A 15,735-nucleotide genomic window follows, 5' to 3' on the forward strand; every position below is an offset into this window, starting at 1 on the left:
GCAACTTTTCGGGCTTGTTTCACCATGTCAATGAGAGTGTGGTGAGCATCTTCGGCGTCTACTAAAGTGCGATGGCTACGCCCCGGCTTACGCCTACGAACTTTACTCTGACTGGCACTATTTCGTCATTGACTTGAGCCGTTAAATCCATCCCGTTGGCATCAATCGCAAGCATTTGAGCTGATGTTGCCTCTGGTTTGCCACCGTAGGCTTGAGCGTACAAAACTACGGCGCTAGCGTGATCGTCGTTCATGTGAGTGCAGATGCGATCGCTAATTTCGGTGGAAAACTTTTCTGACATAGGGATTCCTCATATGCAATATTGCGATCGATTGTACTGTGAATCGGAGTTGACAAGATACTTCGCAATTTGCTAAGATTAAATTCAAATGATTTTAGCGAGTCAAATCGATGCGTAAATTTGTTTGTTATCCACGAACTGTATGCACGTTATCTCTCAATCCGCGGGATTATATGACTGTATGCGATTTAAGGGCGATCGGGTAAATAGCTAGTTTCACAAAAATTCGAGAGTTAACAACACATTTTATAAATTCTGTCAATATCCTGAAGATATATTGTTTGATAGTTAAGAGAGCGATCGGTGCGATCGACTAGATGTTCTGCGTAATTTCTGTAATTATTGCGATTTAATGCTGCAATTTAGATTTAACTCTATTACAAAAATCGACAAAATGACGAAAAGTAGTCAATTGTTCTGGCTTCTCTTCAATTCTTTTCAATAGCTGTTCCAAATAAAAGGGCTTGAGTGCATCTCCGGGTCTTGTTTTAGAATATGTGGTATGTTTAGCTGCCAATAATGCTCTCAAATAAGCTCCGTGAAACTGAGCGTGAGTATGAAATTTGTGATATCTTCCCATCTTTTCAGGACACTCAATGGAAACATCGTAATACTTATTATAATCTAATAAATCTAATAAAAGTTGGCTTTGATGATCTCTTAAATGTTGAGGATGTCTTGAATAAATATTGCGATTGCCCAGCAGCCAACTTTCCAAGCAGCGATTTTGAACAATTAGCACAAGTTCTGTATTTTTTAATACTAGCTTTTCCTGATTTAAAAAATCATAAATTTCTGCGTACCTTTCCGCAACAGTATTTTCTTCCGCATCAAAGCACACTACAAAATAGTTGTATTTTCCACTTAAGTTAATTTCCTCAATCGAAGGAGGAATAAAATCATATAATGATGGATATCCTTCACCACTAATCAGGTAATAATTTTTTTCATTCACCTCATCGTAACTCTGAACTCGTGTTAATTCAGGCAACAGATGACTTAACCAAGCTGGATAAACTTTTCTCTCCGATTGCATCCCTTCGACTAAAAAATACAGATTCATTAAACTTTAATTCCCTCGCTGTATTCTTCTAGATTAATCAGTTGCATGAAAGCTTGATGCCTCGATTTCCCCAAATTCAAATCTTTAGCATCTATCGCAGTCACAACTCCACCTTTGCGAGTAACTATTTTCCAGTGTTCCATCCCAATATTATTGATTATATACGGATGGTGACTGGTAAGAATGAATTGAATATTTCTATTTTCCACAATCAAATCTGTCACAACATCGATACAGTTAATCCCCAAGCTGTTTTCAAATTCATCAATCAAGATTACCGTACCTTCGGGCGACAAGTACAGTTCGGCAATGTGAATGAGAGTCTTCAGCATTCCTGAAGAAATATTGTTTTGGAAAATCCAGTCATTGACACCTTTTTCTTTGATTTGAATAGGAAAACGGGTAAAAGATGGATTGGCGTTATCTTCTAATGCTTCTACTTTAATATCTTCTACCTGCTCGAAAGCATCGATAAATTTAGTTTTTATTTTATCGAAAATATCGGGACAATGCCGAGCCATTAAAGCCAATTTAAGAAGAATTGGCAGATCACTTTCCTGAACATTTTCTAAAGCAAAATCATTATCTGAGATTATCGACAGTACCCTTACAGGTATACCATAAATTCCATTTAACAAGCTAGAATTGTCGCTATAAATGATTTCATTAAAAGACTGCTGGACAGGTGAAATATCTTCTTCTTGATTTAAAATTTCAACTGCACTTTGAAACGGCGATAATTTTGGCGTTGTCTCGCCTTTGAATTTAATTTCATTATCGCTTCTTTCTATGATTACACTTCCCTCTCTCGATAGATGTTCTCGAACGATTCTAAATTTATTAATTTCGTCTTCCTCATTAGGAATGATGGCAGGGATTTTTTGTGTTTCAAATTCGCCTTTCCAGCGATATTCTACATTGTTTACTGTCGAGAATGTAACGTCCCATGCTAAGCCGTTTAACGAAGCACCATTAGCTATTCGTTGTAAATTCAAAATTCCTTTCAAAATTTGTGTTTTACCCACACCAGAGACACCAACTAATAAAGCCAAATTGGAAAAATAGAGCGGTTCAAAATGCCACTCTCGTAAATTATCCCAAAAAGCTACTTTCTTAATTCTCATTTTCCGCTCCTATCCATTAATCATCTGCGTCCATCAGCGTTGATCCGCCGATATCAGCGGTTAAAAGCTGACATAATTTTGCCGCCACCAAGCGCGGACAAACTTAATTTCCTCAAACGTATAACGTTCTTGCAAATACTCATAAATTACTCTCAATCTCTCATCTCCAACAACTTCAATTGCTTGTACAATTGCCTGTTGGCTTTCCGATTCTACTAACAAATTTATATCAACTTCCCGACCCATATCCATCAATTCTACCAGATGTCCCGCAATAGTAGTCGGACTCATGCCCCGTGCATTCGCTATTGCTTGAACAGTCAAATTTTGTCGGTACAATTCCCAGGTTTGCATCTGCGAATAAGATGGAACGTTAGCAAGAGTGGGAAGATTGGCGGCAGCAGAAGATGCTGTACCTATTGGCAATCCTTGTTCTTTGCAAAAAGTGTGAATAGCCTCTAAGAAAATTTTGCCGTACTTATCTCGCTTGTTGCTACCGACGCCGTAAACTTCTTCAAATTCGGTGAGATTTTGCGGGCGTTTTTCTGCCATGTCTCGCAAGCTTCTATCAGCAAAAACTACGTAAGGCGGTACGAATTGTTCGTCGGCAATTTGTTTGCGGAGACTTCGTAATATGGAAAATAAGCCTTCGACTTCTACGGCTAAAGAGCGAGTTCTTCCCTGTACTTCTCGTGGCGCTTCGATGGCGATTTCAACTGTGCGCTGGCGTTTCATGATTTCCCAACTTTTTTCGTTGAGTTTTAAAATGGGAAAGCCGTCTGTTTTTTCGTCTAAAAAACCTTGGTTGATCAGCGAACGACTTAACTTTTTCCACTCGTCGGCAGTTCTATCTTTGCCAATGCCGTAGGTGGAAAGTTGGTTGTGCTGGTATTGCAATATTTTTTGACTTTTGGAACCCCGCAGTACGTCTATAATGTGATTCATCCCGAATTTTTCTTGACATCTGGCGATGCAGGAAAGAAATTTCATGGCTTCAAGCGTCCAGTCTTCTACTGGTTTTTTGTTGCAACAGTTGTCGCAGTTGCCGCAATCGCCGGGAAATGAATCGCCGAAATAACTTAATTGGACTGTGCGGCGGCAATCGCTGGATTCTGCGTAGTTGATTACTCGCCGTAGTTGTTGGCGGGCTATTCTTTGTTCTTGTTCGTCGGGTTTTTGTTCGATGATGTATTCGATGGTTTTGACATCGCCGAATCCGAAAAATAAGGTGCAGTGGGATGGTTCGTTGTCTCTGCCTGCGCGGCCTGATTCTTGATAGTATCCTTCTAGGTTTTTGGGTAAGTCGTGGTGAATTACAAATCGCACGTCGGGTTTGTTGATTCCCATCCCGAAGGCGACTGTTGCTACCATTACTTGTACGTCGTCGCGGATGAATCGGGTTTGGTTGGTCGATCGATCTACATCGCTCATTCCGGCATGGTATGGTAGGGCTTGGATGCCACTTTGCTGCAATTTGTAGGCAACTTCGTCAACTTTTTTGCGACTGAGGCAGTAGATGATTCCTGAACCGCCTTTTTTTTGGATGATTTGCAAGACTTCGGCAAAACTGTGCTTGGTTTTTTGGCGGACTTCGTAGTATAGGTTGGGGCGGTTGAAGCTGGCGACGTGGATGTAGGGATTTCGCAGGTTTAGCTGCTGGATGATGTCTTGGCGGACGCGCTCGGTGGCGGTGGCTGTTAGTCCCATAATGGGGATGTCTGGGTAGCGATCGCGCACTCGCTCCATTTGCCTGTATTCTGGTCGAAAGTCGTGTCCCCATTCCGAAACGCAGTGGGCTTCGTCGATCGCAAATGCCGAAATTCCTAACTTAGAAGCTACTATATCTAAAAACGGTAAAAATCTCTCGCCCAGCAAGCGTTCGGGCGCAACGTACAGTAGTTTAATTTTACCTTCGAGAATTGCTGTTTCGCGCGATCGGGTTTCCATCGCGCTCAAAGTGCTGTTGAGAAAAGTCGCCCCAATCCCATTATCCTGCAAAGCTTCCACCTGGTCTTGCATCAGGGCAATCAGCGGCGAAACCACCACCGTCAATCCCGGTTTCAACAAAGCCGGTAATTGAAAACACAAAGATTTGCCACCGCCAGTCGGCATGACAATCATCATATCGCGTTGTTGTAAAGCAGCTTCGACAATTTCCCGCTGGCCCGGGCGGAAAGAGTCATAGCCAAAGAAATGTTTGAGGGATTGTTCGAGGGATGAGGGCGCGAGAGATGTTGGCGGATTCGACCCTGACATTTGCAGTAATTGGTTGTTGACTTCAACCTTATTCTAGGTCTTTTGAGCACAAATACAGTTACAATATTTGAGAATCTCAATTTAAGCAGATAAACCGATGCCGAAAGCAATTTGGAATGGTGCCGTTTTGGCCGAGAGCGATAAGTGCGAAATGGTAGATAATAACTATTATTTCCCGGCGGATGCCATCAACCGCGAGTATTTCAAGGATAGCAGCACTCACACTACTTGCGGTTGGAAAGGTGTTGCCAGTTACTATAGTGTTGAAGTCGGCGGACAGGTTAATAAGGATGCTGCTTGGTACTATCCTACTCCGAAAGATGCTGCTAAAAATATTGCAGGATATGTTGCTTTTTGGAAAGGAGTTAAGGTGGAGGCTTAGGTCTTTTTCGCAGGTTTCTTAGCCACGATTTAGACAAGTCAAGATAGAGGACACAACGTTGTTGTGTCCCTACGGGTTATTTGAATTAAATTTGATATAATACCGGGCGGTTGAAACCGCGTCTATACAAACCAAACCCACCTCCGTGGGTTGAAGAATGATATAATACCGGGCGGTTGAAACCGCGTCTATACAAACCAAACCCACCTCCGTGGGTTGAAGAATGGACGGAGATTAATTCAAGATAATTTGCGAGTTTTGCAATTCAAGTCTAATTCCTCTTAATTTTTAATCTTGTTCCCAAGCGGCGGCCGCTTCCCATCCCAAACCGCGACGAACGACAATTGGTTTGTTTTCAGTTAAATCGAGAATGGTAGAAACTTGATATCCTGGATCGGAATCATCATCGACAATGATATCTACTAACTTTAAAAAACAGTCAAATAGTTCAGCTTTGCCAAAGCTTTCTGCTTTTGCAGCAGGTACTGGTGCAGCACCTTCATCATCAGTGGTAATGTGAGCAGATGTGGAAATAATCGGATTTCCCAAAGATTCTAGAAGTGTAAAACAAAGCGGGTGGTTGGGAACGCGAATTCCCGTGGTTTTGCGTTTTGGGTTCATTACCAATTTGGGCACTAATTTGGTAGCTGGTAGCAGAAATGTGTAGGGCCCGGGGATTAACCGCTTGATGATTCTGTATGCTTCATCGGTGACGGCAGCATACTCGGTGATATTTGACAATGAGGAACACATAAATGTTAAAGGCTTATCATTGGATAGTTGCTTGATCCGCCTGACTCGTTCTACGGCAGATTTGGAGTTGAGATCGCAGCCGATCGCGTAAACTGTATCTGTGGGATAAAGCATCACGGCCCCATCTTTGAGAGCTTTTGTAATCTTCTCGATTCGGTCTTTCTGGGGTGCAACTGGATGGAGTCCGTAAATAATTGCCATGTTAATATATTCCAGGCTAAGTGGGCGATCGACAAATGTGCTAAAACAATCAATGTTGAAAATTAATTGTTAATAATGAATAAAATAGCTTATTTTGACTGCCCAACCGGCATTGCTGGCGATATGTGCCTCGGAGCTCTTGTACACGCGGGCGTTCCCTTAGAGTACCTAATCGAAAAACTCCATTTACTAGGCATTTCGACTGAGTACCAATTGCGGGCCGAATTAGTTCACCGGAATACTCAACAAGCAACTAAATTTTATGTCGATTTAGCTGCGGATTTGCCTTTAAAATCAAACAATCTGGCTGCTGACTCCGCCCTCGATCCCTCGGAAACTGAATCGCCGACTTTCGATGCGCGCCACCACCATCACGGGGAAGAACATTCTCACACTCACGGCGAAGCAGATGCGGAAATTAGCCACACTCATCACCGCCACTTACCAGAAATTGAGCAAATTATCGTCGCTGCAAAATTGCCTCCGCGGGTGGAAGCTTGGAGTTTGGCCGTATTTGGCAAGTTAGCAGATGCAGAGGCTGCCGTACACGGTATTCCCCCCAGTGAGGTTCACTTCCACGAGGTGGGGGCTACGGATGCACTTGTTGATATTGTCGGTACTTGTTTGGGTTTGGATTGGTTGGATATTGATGAGTTTTACTTTTCGCCGATGCCGACTGGTGGGGGTACGGTGAAGGCGGCCCACGGTAGGTTAGCTGTACCTACGCCTGCTGTGATGCGGTTGTGGGAAACGCACCGAGTACCGGTTTATAGTAATGGAATCGATCGCGAATTGTGCACTCCTACAGGAACTGCGATCGCCTGTACTCTCGCCTCTGCTTTTGGCCCGCCGCCACCGATGCAAGTTCAGCTAATTGGTTTGGGTGCAGGTTCGCGAAATCTGGCAATTCCTAATATTTTGCGCCTCTGGATTGGTAGGAAGGAAGAAGGAAGAAGGGAGAAGGAAGAAGGAAGAGGGAAGAAGGAAGAAGGAAGAGGGAAGAAGGAAGAAGGAAGAGGGAAGAAGGAAGAAGGAAGAGGGAAGAAGGAAGAAGGAAGAGGGAAGAAGGAAGTATTTAACCAATTTCCAATGCCCAATGCCCCATCCCCAATGCCCCATTCCCAAGAAACAGTCTGTGTTTTGGAAACGCAAATTGATGATTTAAACCCGCAGGCGATCGGCTATGTTTTTGATGCTTTGTTTCTCGCCGGAGCTCTGGATGTTTTTACTACACCAATTGTGATGAAAAAGTCGCGGCTGGGGGTTTTGTTAAGTGTGATTTGTCATCCCGAATTTCAGGATGCTTGCGAAGCTGTGATGTTTCGAGAGACTACTACTCTGGGAATTAGGCGATCGACTCAACAGAGAACTATTTTGGATAGAGAAATCCAGAAAGTTCAAACAGAATACGGCGAAGTGCAAATAAAAGTTGCTAAGTCGGGAGAAACGATTGTTAACGTACAGCCGGAATACGAAGATTGTGCGGAAATTGCCAGACTTAAAAATGTTAGTTGGCGCGAAGTTCATCGGTTGGCGCTGCAACTTTGGTACGATCGTTAAACAGTTGACAGTTGACAGTTGACAGTTGACAGTGGGTGCAGCGACCTGTGCAAGGCAAATATATCCGTAGGGGCGAAGCATGACCGCAGTCAATATGGGATTATAACTAATAACTTATATACGGTCATGCTTCTTCAGGCTTCAAAAACCAGATGCACCCTTGGCAGTTGATTTGAGTAGGTACACAATGGACACCTTACATAAAGGTTTTTTACAGGTTTTTACAGCAGTCTGCGGGTTTGTAAAATTTGTTGTTGCAATTCCTCGAAAGCGGGCAGTTTTGAGTTAGGATTTTTGTCAATGAGATCCTTTATTTGGTCGATTAGCTCGATCGCCAGCGGTACGCCAAGTTGCAATTGTTCCAAGACATCCCGCTGGGCAAAAACGGCTTCGGGTGTGCCTTCTAGAATCAGTTTTCCGCAATCCATCACAAACACCCAATCGGCCCAGCGATAGATGAAATCGAGGTCGTGACTTGCTAAAAGTATGGTGGTTCCGGCTGCGTGAATTTGTTGCAGCAAACCGATCAGTTGTTTGGTGTGGCGCGGATCGAGATAGGCGGTAGGTTCGTCTAGCAGCAGCAGTTTGGGTTTGAGTACCATGATATCGGCGATGGAAACGCGCTTTTTTTGTCCTAAACTAAGGTTGTGGATTGGTTCGCGGGCGAGTTCGCTTAAGTTGAATTGCTCGATCGCCTTTTTTACCTGTTGAGCAATTTCGGATTCTGGCAATCCTAGATTGTACAATCCGTAGGAGATATCCTCTTCGACTGTGGAAGCAACTAACTGATGTTCGGGATTTTGAAAGACGAGTCCGATTTGTTGGCGCAGTTTCATGAGAGATTTGCGATCGTAACGAAACGGTTCGCCTTCCCAGCGAATGATTCCCTGTTGCGGTTGGTACAAGCCATTTGCTAGCAGAAACAAGGTGGTTTTGCCGCAGCCGTTTTGACCGATGAGCCCGCAGCGCTTCCCGGCGGGGATTTTGAGGCTTAAATCGTGAATTGCTACTCGCGAAGTGCACGGATATGAGTAAAAAGTGCGATCGAATTCTAGAATTGATTGAGACATATATTGGTAATTGGTAATTGGTAATTGGTAATTGGTAATTGGTAATTGGTAATTGGGATTTGTGGGGTGGGCTTCTAGCCCGCACAAAAATTAAATTTAAATACTATCAACTGCAATATGTCATTGCGAGCTCTTAGCGAAGCAATCCCCGAGATTATGCGATTGATTCGCTAGGAGCTCGCAATGACAATTACAGCAATTTGTATAGACGCGGTTTCAACCGCCCAATCTTCTATTTGCTGCGTTCATCTTTTTCTCTCAACTGCCAAAGTTGAATCTCATAACAGAGATGCTGCTCAAAAAGTTGACTCGCCTCCAATCCTTCAACCACCAATTTCTTAAACCAGCGGCGAAATATCCAACGCAGAATTTTATGAATCGGCGGAACCGCGATCGAAATTAAATCTGCAACATAAATCATTGTGTTCAGTCCATACCTGCGGAAAGTATCGACATACAAATCAATTGTTGGTACAATATGAGCAGAAATATCCTCAGCTTTTACTAAATTAAACCCCGCTTGCATCAATGCAGATTCCAGTTCTTCCACAACATGACAGTTAGAAAACATTCCTTCTGTATAATCACGATTAGAGCGCAACATATCCGCAAGCAGTACGTATCCTCCAAGATTGAGCACCGCCGCCGCACCTTTAGCTATATCGACAGCAGACATATATTGACTGCTTTCGCTAAAGAGGACTAAATCGTAGGAATGGGTGGCTTGGAAGTCTTCAAATTTGGTGAGGTGGAAGATGGCGCGATCGCCTGTACACTTCAGAAAGCGCTGTTGTTGGAACGGATCGGGCGCTAGTCCTTCGACTCCAAAAGCGCGATCGAGCAAATAAGCCGCATTTCCCCCAATCCCGCATCCTACATCTAGGACAGTCTTAATGTCTTTCGGGATAAAATCTAACAACTTATCCGTATAAGCTTGCTGGGCGATGCGTAGCCGCGCGAGTGTTAGTTCATCAGCGGGCACAGGTAAGGTTTCCCAATAGCCATAGTGAAGATAGGGAGATTCTGTCAAGCCCAAATAGTAATTCAGCGCTGCATTTTGGTAGCGAGTTACTTTGGAAATTTCGATTGATGGTGATTTCGGCATAGGGAGAATTGAATAAACTTTAGGATTTCCGGGAGGGTTAAAATTCTTCCCAGTGCTTGCATATATGTTAATAGCACGCGAACCGCATAAATTGCCAACTTTTGCCACAAAATCCCAAATTTTCTTGTCATTCGTGATCGACAAAAACACAATTACATAGTTGAGTTCGTAGGTGGCAATGATTTCGAGCAGACTTGAAACAGTATTTTCCTCTAGTTTTAGCTGTTGCAAATAAGCATTAGCCTGCAACCAGGAAGTGAATCGCCAATCATACAATATCTATACTCAAATTAACAAAGTTATTAATTAGAGTATTATAAAGTAGCTGCTACTGTTTCACGTACAGAATCAAGAAAGTGAACAATCTCCTGCATAACTGAAGACGATCGCAAAATCTCAATATCTTCATTAGTCAAATGATCGATTATTTGTGAGCGATCGTGAATATTTTCTGATCGGGCAATCAATTCTTCTAAAGCTTTTCTAGGTTGACAAACTGCCAAGTCAAGTACATCTTGAGGAGGAATGTATCCTATCAACCGCGAAAGCAAAGAGACATCTTGAAAAAAGATAATTTCTATTTCAGGAACAGCAGAAACTACTTTAAATGGTGTCTTACCCGCTACAAATTCAAGTATTTCTTCAATATCGTTGCGACGTAATTCAACTAACTCCGGTACTACTGAATCTGCATCAAATACGATCAGAACTGGTACTCGCCGCCGCACAATTAAAGACATAGCTAGTGACTTAATATTATATACTTTACCACCAACAACAACTCCCACATCAGTGAGTAAATTTTCTGGTAGCACAGTTTTAAGTAGTTGTGCATCAAAAGCCCCTTCACAAAGAATGTAAGTAATCATTGAATATCTCCCTCGATAACGTTGTAATTAGGCAATCCTTCTTCTACACAGGCACGGTATTTTAAAGTTAATAGTTCGCAAATTTTTTCCTGTTCTAAGGCATATTTTAGTTCTGCTCCATTCCACATCAGAATCGCCTGTGGCAGCGAAAAGTATGAAAGGCTAACAGCCGCATTGGTGAACCCAGTACGACTAAAAATTAATCCAACTGTACCTGCGGGACGACGTAAAAGTTGATTGCGAAGTTTAGCAATAGGAGTAATATCAACTGTTTTGTCTGCAAAATCTTTGCTTTCAACTAAACAAGAAAGTCCCAACCAATGGACAGCGCCATCAATTTGTTCGACTACCTCATCAAAAAGTGTCACGCTGTAAGGCCATTTTACCTCTGCACCATCAAGTTGAAATGCTCGGATAATCAGGTACTCAAAGGCTTTGCCCGCGTCCCATCCTGGAGTGCTGCGATTTTCGATATTGTTTCATAGAGTTCGCAACCCATCCCATTGCAATGATTGAATCATTCTTTGGTAATCTTTTTCCGCAACCAACTATAATACCTCAGCAATTATACACTTTTCAATCAGCGATCTATTTAAGTTTATCATATTCAAAACTTGTGGGTAGGCATCGTGTCTCCCCAAAACAGGCTTCTCACTGAAGAGTCTATTTTGCTGATCCGATCGCCTATTTACCCTCACTGTTCATGCTTCTTTCATTTTCCCCGATTCTGTGATAAATTTAAATAATGAAAAGATTATGAAAATTAGCGATAGTCGATCGGGCTGTCTGCCGTAATCTGTGGCAAATTTAGCTAGCATTTTGGAATATATGCTCAAAAAGCGTCAAATTATGACTCCATCTCGCCCTTTCCCCCTATCTCTCCTCTCCTCTCCCGTTTGGAAACAATATCAGATGATTGGATTGGGGCTGTTGCTGGGAGTGTGCGTCACCGCGTGCAACACTCAGACGACGGTAGAGCCTCAAACCAATCAAAATCGAGATTCTAGCCCTACTGCCACCGATTGGTTCCGAAAAGACAAAAAAGTCATTCTCACCACCTTTACGGTGCTGGCAGACATGGCGCAGAACGTCGCTGGTGACAAGCTAACTGTTCAATCCATCACAAAGCCTGGGGCGGAAATTCACGGCTATGAAGTCACTCCTAGCGACTTAAAACGAGGGCAAGGTGCTAGTCTAATTTTGGATAACGGATTGAATTTAGAACGTTGGGCAACTCGATTTTATAACAGTTTGCCAAAAGTTCCTCGCATTACTGTCAGCGAAGGAATCAATCCCATTAATATTGCCGAAGATTCCTACAAAGGTAAACCGAATCCTCATGCTTGGATGTCACCTAAAAATGCCTTAATTTACGTTAGAAATATTCGCAGAGCTTTATCAAATGCCGATCCAGCCAATGCTGCAACCTATGAAGCGAATTCGACAAAATACAGTCAGCAAATTGAAGCGATCGATGAAAAGCTCAAACAAGCTATTTCAGCGATTCCGCCAGAAAAACGCTACATAGTAAGTTGTGAAGGCGCCTTTTCTTACATTGCGCGCGACTACGGCTTGAAAGAAGTTTATATTTGGCCTGTAAATGCCGAACAGCAATCTACACCGAAACAAGTTGAACGGGTGATTAATACAGTCAAAGCAAACAAAATCCCCGCCGTATTTTGCGAGAGTACCGTCAGCAACGAAGCACAGCTTCAAGTAGCAAAGGAAACCGGGGCAAAATTTGCCGGGGTGTTTTATGTCGATTCCCTCTCTCCATCGGAAGGCCCTGCATCAACCTACCTTAAGATGCTTGAATACAACGTCAATACTTTGATAAAAGGACTACAGGGTAATGGGGGATAGGGCATTGGGCATTGGTAATTTGGTAATTTGGAGAAATTGGTATGGATAGAATCAGTATTGACATTGAAAATGTCACGGTTGCTTATCATGGTAAAGTAGCCTTGCACAGAGCCTCTCTGCAACTTAAAGCGGGGACAATTTGCGGTTTGGTGGGGATGAATGGTGCGGGAAAATCAACCCTGTTTAAGGCAATTATGGGGTTTGTGAAGCCAAACACCGGACGAATTTTAATTAATGGCTTGCCGATCCGTCAAGTGCAAAAAAGCAATCTGGTTGCCTATGTGCCTCAGTCGGAAGAGGTAGATTGGAATTTCCCGGTGAACGTTTATGATGTGGTGATGATGGGGCGCTACGGCTACATGAATCTGTTGCGGATTCCTCGTTCGATCGACAAACAAGCGGTGCGAGAAAGCTTGGAAAGGGTGGAAATGTGGCCCATGCGCGATCGCCAAATCGGAGAGTTATCCGGGGGACAAAAGAAACGCACCTTTTTTGCGCGGGCTTTGGCGCAACAAGCAAAGGTTTTACTGCTAGATGAACCCTTCGCCGGAGTTGATATCAAAACCGAGAAAATGATGATTGATTTGCTGATGGAATTGCGTCAAACAGGCCATACAATTCTGGTTTCAACTCACGATTTAGAATCGATTACTACATTTTGCGACCAAGTAGTATTAATTAATCGCAGTATTCTCGCCTACGGCAACACCTCAGAAGTGTTTACAGAAGAAAATCTTTCCCGCACCTTTGGCGGTTCGGTTGGTGATTTTTCGTCTGCAAAAAGTCGGTTAACTCAAGTGAATCGGGAGAAGCAATAATGGACTTAATTCAGTGGTTTACCGCACCGTTGCAGCATGAATTTATGGTGAAGGCGATTTTAGTCAGCGCCTTAGTAGGGATTGTTTGTTCGGCGCTTTCGTGCTATATGACTTTGAAGGGATGGGCTTTGATGGGCGATGCGGTTTCCCATGCGGTGATGCCGGGGGTTGTGATTGCTTATGTGCTGAATATTCCTTTGGCGGTGGGGGCGTTTTTGTTTGGCGTGGGCTCCGTAATTGCGATCGGCTTTATCAAAGCAAAAACTCGCGTTAAAGAAGATACAGTGATTGGTTTAGTGTTTACTGGATTTTTTGCCTTTGGTTTGGTGTTAATTTCTAAAGTCAGAAGTTCGATCGACTTAACGCATATCTTATTTGGCAATGTCTTAGGTATTTCCGATTCAGATATTGTTCAAACTGTGATTATTAGTGTCATTACCTTAGTGACGCTGGCAATTTTACGCAAAGATTTAATCCTGTTTTGTTTTGACTCGACCCACGCGCGATCGATCGGTTTAAATATCACTTTCCTTTATTACGTGTTGCTGTCTTTGCTATCGCTGACAGCAGTTGCGGGACTTCAGACAGTCGGGATTATTTTAGTAGTAGCAATGTTGGTAACTCCGGGGGCTACGGCGTATTTATTGAGTGATAATTTTGACCATATGACGCTAATTGCGATGACTTCGGGAGTATTTTCTAGCGTAATGGGAACTTATATCAGCTATCACATTGATGGTTCGACAGGCGGATGTATTGTGGTGCTGCAAACGCTGCTGTTTGTGTTGGCGATGGTTTTTGCCCCGAAATATGGTTTGTTGGTGAGATCTAGGGACTCAGGGGCGATCGGTGAATAGATCAGAAATCAATTATCTTTATTTCTTAGTCCGCGGAGGCGGACATTGTTTGTGTAGCAGCGGTTTTAACCGCCGAGCGATCGAGAGGTAACTATTCACTAAACTCAATATTTTCATACAAATCTGCTACCGAAATTTCCACCTGCACAGACGTTAACATCAGCCGATCGCCCGCACAGCTATATTCCGAAAAAATCCACTTATTCGCATCAGTTTTAGAATACTGTTGCACCTGTACTCGATATTGGTCGATTAATAAATATTCCTGAAAACTCGGGATACTGCGATAAGCCGCAAACTTGTCATCTCGATCGTAAGCCCTAGTACCTTTAGATAGCACCTCAGCAATCAACAGAGGATTAGTGATTGTATCAGTGCGTCCAGATTGAAGTTCGATCGGTTTCGCCGCCACTATCAAATCCGGGTAAGTGTAATTATTAAGCTGGGGAACCCAAAGCCGTTGATCCGAACTAAAAGTCCGATATGGTTTCCCTTTTAACGCCAGTTTCAGCGCCCCACCTAAATTAAGGGCAATTTCATTGTGATCCGGTGAACCGCCAGCCATCAGAATAATCTCCCCATTGATAAATTCATGCCGATCCACAGAATTGACTTCAGCTTCTAGATATTCTTCAGCCGTGTAGGTTTTGGTTTCAACTTGCGCGATCATACACAACTCTCTCCTTAATCGACTGATTCCAGTTTATCATAAAAATTATTCTAATTCAATGTAAAAGTCCATAGATATTTGACCCTAGACTGCTTAAATAATTCGGCAATGTCGATATTACCATATTGTTTCGAGGCCTAGCCTCCAGATAGGTATTCCCAGGCAGAGCCTGGGAACGATAAACCAAATTCATAATAATGCTAGGGCGATGAGGACACTACAAGTAATTGCGATCGCCTTTGACAAATTCATGTGTTTGTGTCCAACTATAAACGTCATAATTTTGTGCCTCTAATTTTCAGAACAGTAAAGTTTTATGATTTAGGTACTAATTCCCAATTGCAGATAGACTCTGGTTTGAGAGGGCAAGTTTTGGGGGCGATCGGATTTCCGCCGAGGGAGATATTAGTCAGCTTAGTCAAGGATTGTAAGGGTTTAATATCGCTGATTTGATTGTTGTCGAGAGCGATAAAATTCAGCTTAGTCAATGACTGTAAGGGTTGGATGTTCCTGATTTGATTGTAGCGAAGACTGAGATAATCCAGTTCAATCAAGAATTGTAACGGTTTGATGTCACTGATTTGATTGTTGTCGAGAGTGAGAAAATTCAGCTTAGTCAATGACTGTAATGGTTTAATGTCACTGATTTGATTGTTATCGAGGGAGAGCACAGTAAGTTCAGTCAAAGATTCCAAAGATTTGATGTCGCTGATTTCATTTCTGCTAAGGCCTAGATCAGTTAGTTTAGGGGCTTGCAATTAAATATAACCCCAGTTATCCTAGAAGAGTAGGAACCAAAAAATCTGACATAAGTGGTTGTGACTTCTGTAAGTGGGATGCTAA

Annotated in this window: 16 protein-coding genes; 5 read left to right on the forward strand and 11 right to left on the reverse strand. The window is 42.9% G+C overall.

Annotated features, from left to right (window positions below):
- Nucleotides 1-61: 61 nt before the first annotated feature.
- From JGK22_RS17345 to recQ, 4 genes are all read right to left on the reverse strand, one after another.
- Nucleotides 62-301, reverse strand: coding sequence for a DUF2470 domain-containing protein (locus JGK22_RS17345; RefSeq protein ID WP_366026001.1), 240 nt, complete (start codon nucleotides 299-301; stop codon nucleotides 62-64).
- A 349-nt stretch (nucleotides 302-650) separates the two neighbouring features.
- Nucleotides 651-1,364 (reverse strand): hypothetical protein, encoded by a 714-nt coding sequence (locus JGK22_RS17350; RefSeq protein ID WP_293190292.1) that lies wholly within the window; start codon nucleotides 1,362-1,364, stop codon nucleotides 651-653.
- Nucleotides 1,364-2,488: an AAA family ATPase gene (locus tag JGK22_RS17355; protein WP_293313281.1), complete on the reverse strand. Its 1,125-nt coding sequence runs from the start codon at nucleotides 2,486-2,488 to the stop codon at nucleotides 1,364-1,366. The genes JGK22_RS17350 and JGK22_RS17355 overlap by 1 nt, the downstream gene beginning before the upstream one ends.
- 60 nt (nucleotides 2,489-2,548) lie before the next feature.
- A complete protein-coding gene (gene recQ / locus JGK22_RS17360; protein WP_293313283.1) occupies nucleotides 2,549-4,744 on the reverse strand; it encodes a DNA helicase RecQ in 2,196 nt (731 codons plus the stop codon).
- A 97-nt stretch (nucleotides 4,745-4,841) separates the two neighbouring features.
- Between recQ and JGK22_RS17365 the strand changes: the two genes are divergently transcribed.
- On the forward strand, nucleotides 4,842-5,126 hold the full coding sequence (locus tag JGK22_RS17365; protein ID WP_293182457.1) for a DUF427 domain-containing protein: 285 nt from the start codon (nucleotides 4,842-4,844) through the stop codon (nucleotides 5,124-5,126).
- A 288-nt stretch (nucleotides 5,127-5,414) separates the two neighbouring features.
- Here the strand turns inward: JGK22_RS17365 and JGK22_RS17370 are convergent, their stop codons facing one another.
- A complete protein-coding gene (locus JGK22_RS17370; RefSeq protein ID WP_293182459.1) occupies nucleotides 5,415-6,080 on the reverse strand; it encodes an L-threonylcarbamoyladenylate synthase in 666 nt (221 codons plus the stop codon).
- 75 nt (nucleotides 6,081-6,155) lie between these two features.
- Here JGK22_RS17370 and larC point away from each other — a divergent pair, with 75 nt between their 5' ends.
- Nucleotides 6,156-7,640 (forward strand): nickel pincer cofactor biosynthesis protein LarC, encoded by a 1,485-nt coding sequence (gene larC, locus JGK22_RS17375; RefSeq protein ID WP_293313285.1) that lies wholly within the window; start codon nucleotides 6,156-6,158, stop codon nucleotides 7,638-7,640.
- 221 nt (nucleotides 7,641-7,861) lie between these two features.
- Here larC and JGK22_RS17380 read toward each other — a convergent pair whose 3' ends face one another.
- From JGK22_RS17380 to JGK22_RS17395, 4 genes are all read right to left on the reverse strand, one after another.
- Nucleotides 7,862-8,710: an ABC transporter ATP-binding protein gene (locus tag JGK22_RS17380; protein ID WP_293190295.1), complete on the reverse strand. Its 849-nt coding sequence runs from the start codon at nucleotides 8,708-8,710 to the stop codon at nucleotides 7,862-7,864.
- Between the two features lie 232 nt (nucleotides 8,711-8,942).
- Entirely contained in the window at nucleotides 8,943-10,091 is a 1,149-nt protein-coding gene (locus JGK22_RS17385) for a methyltransferase domain-containing protein (RefSeq protein ID WP_293229461.1), read from the reverse strand.
- Nucleotides 10,092-10,129: 38 nt separating this feature from the next.
- A complete protein-coding gene (locus tag JGK22_RS17390) occupies nucleotides 10,130-10,684 on the reverse strand; it encodes a hypothetical protein (protein WP_293185355.1) in 555 nt (184 codons plus the stop codon).
- Nucleotides 10,681-11,052 (reverse strand): hypothetical protein, encoded by a 372-nt coding sequence (locus tag JGK22_RS17395; RefSeq protein WP_293313287.1) that lies wholly within the window; start codon nucleotides 11,050-11,052, stop codon nucleotides 10,681-10,683. Before JGK22_RS17395 ends, JGK22_RS17390 begins: the two co-directional genes overlap by 4 nt.
- Before the next feature lie 430 nt (nucleotides 11,053-11,482).
- On the opposite strand from JGK22_RS17395, the gene JGK22_RS17400 reads away from it, so the two are divergent.
- Genes JGK22_RS17400 through JGK22_RS17410 form a run of 3 tightly spaced genes read left to right on the forward strand, consistent with a single transcriptional unit; the run spans nucleotide 11,483 to nucleotide 14,222 of the window.
- Complete coding sequence (locus JGK22_RS17400; protein ID WP_293185359.1) at nucleotides 11,483-12,547, forward strand: metal ABC transporter substrate-binding protein; 1,065 nt, start codon at nucleotides 11,483-11,485, stop codon at nucleotides 12,545-12,547.
- 41 nt (nucleotides 12,548-12,588) lie between these two features.
- Nucleotides 12,589-13,365, forward strand: coding sequence for a metal ABC transporter ATP-binding protein (locus tag JGK22_RS17405; protein WP_293185361.1), 777 nt, complete (start codon nucleotides 12,589-12,591; stop codon nucleotides 13,363-13,365).
- A complete protein-coding gene (locus tag JGK22_RS17410) occupies nucleotides 13,365-14,222 on the forward strand; it encodes a metal ABC transporter permease (RefSeq protein ID WP_293185363.1) in 858 nt (285 codons plus the stop codon). Before JGK22_RS17405 ends, JGK22_RS17410 begins: the two co-directional genes overlap by 1 nt.
- Before the next feature lie 91 nt (nucleotides 14,223-14,313).
- Here the strand turns inward: JGK22_RS17410 and JGK22_RS17415 are convergent, their stop codons facing one another.
- Nucleotides 14,314-14,892 carry a Uma2 family endonuclease gene (locus tag JGK22_RS17415; protein ID WP_293206339.1) on the reverse strand — a complete coding sequence of 193 codons (579 nt, stop codon included), beginning with the start codon at nucleotides 14,890-14,892 and terminating at the stop codon, nucleotides 14,314-14,316.
- A gap of 314 nt (nucleotides 14,893-15,206) precedes the next feature.
- Nucleotides 15,207-15,650, reverse strand: a complete 444-nt coding sequence (locus JGK22_RS17420) for a leucine-rich repeat domain-containing protein (RefSeq protein WP_293313289.1) — start codon at nucleotides 15,648-15,650, stop codon at nucleotides 15,207-15,209.
- Nucleotides 15,651-15,735 lie beyond the last annotated feature (85 nt).

Source organism: Microcoleus sp. PH2017_08_TRC_O_A, from assembly GCF_020738665.1.
GTDB lineage: Bacteria > Cyanobacteriota > Cyanobacteriia > Cyanobacteriales > Microcoleaceae > Microcoleus.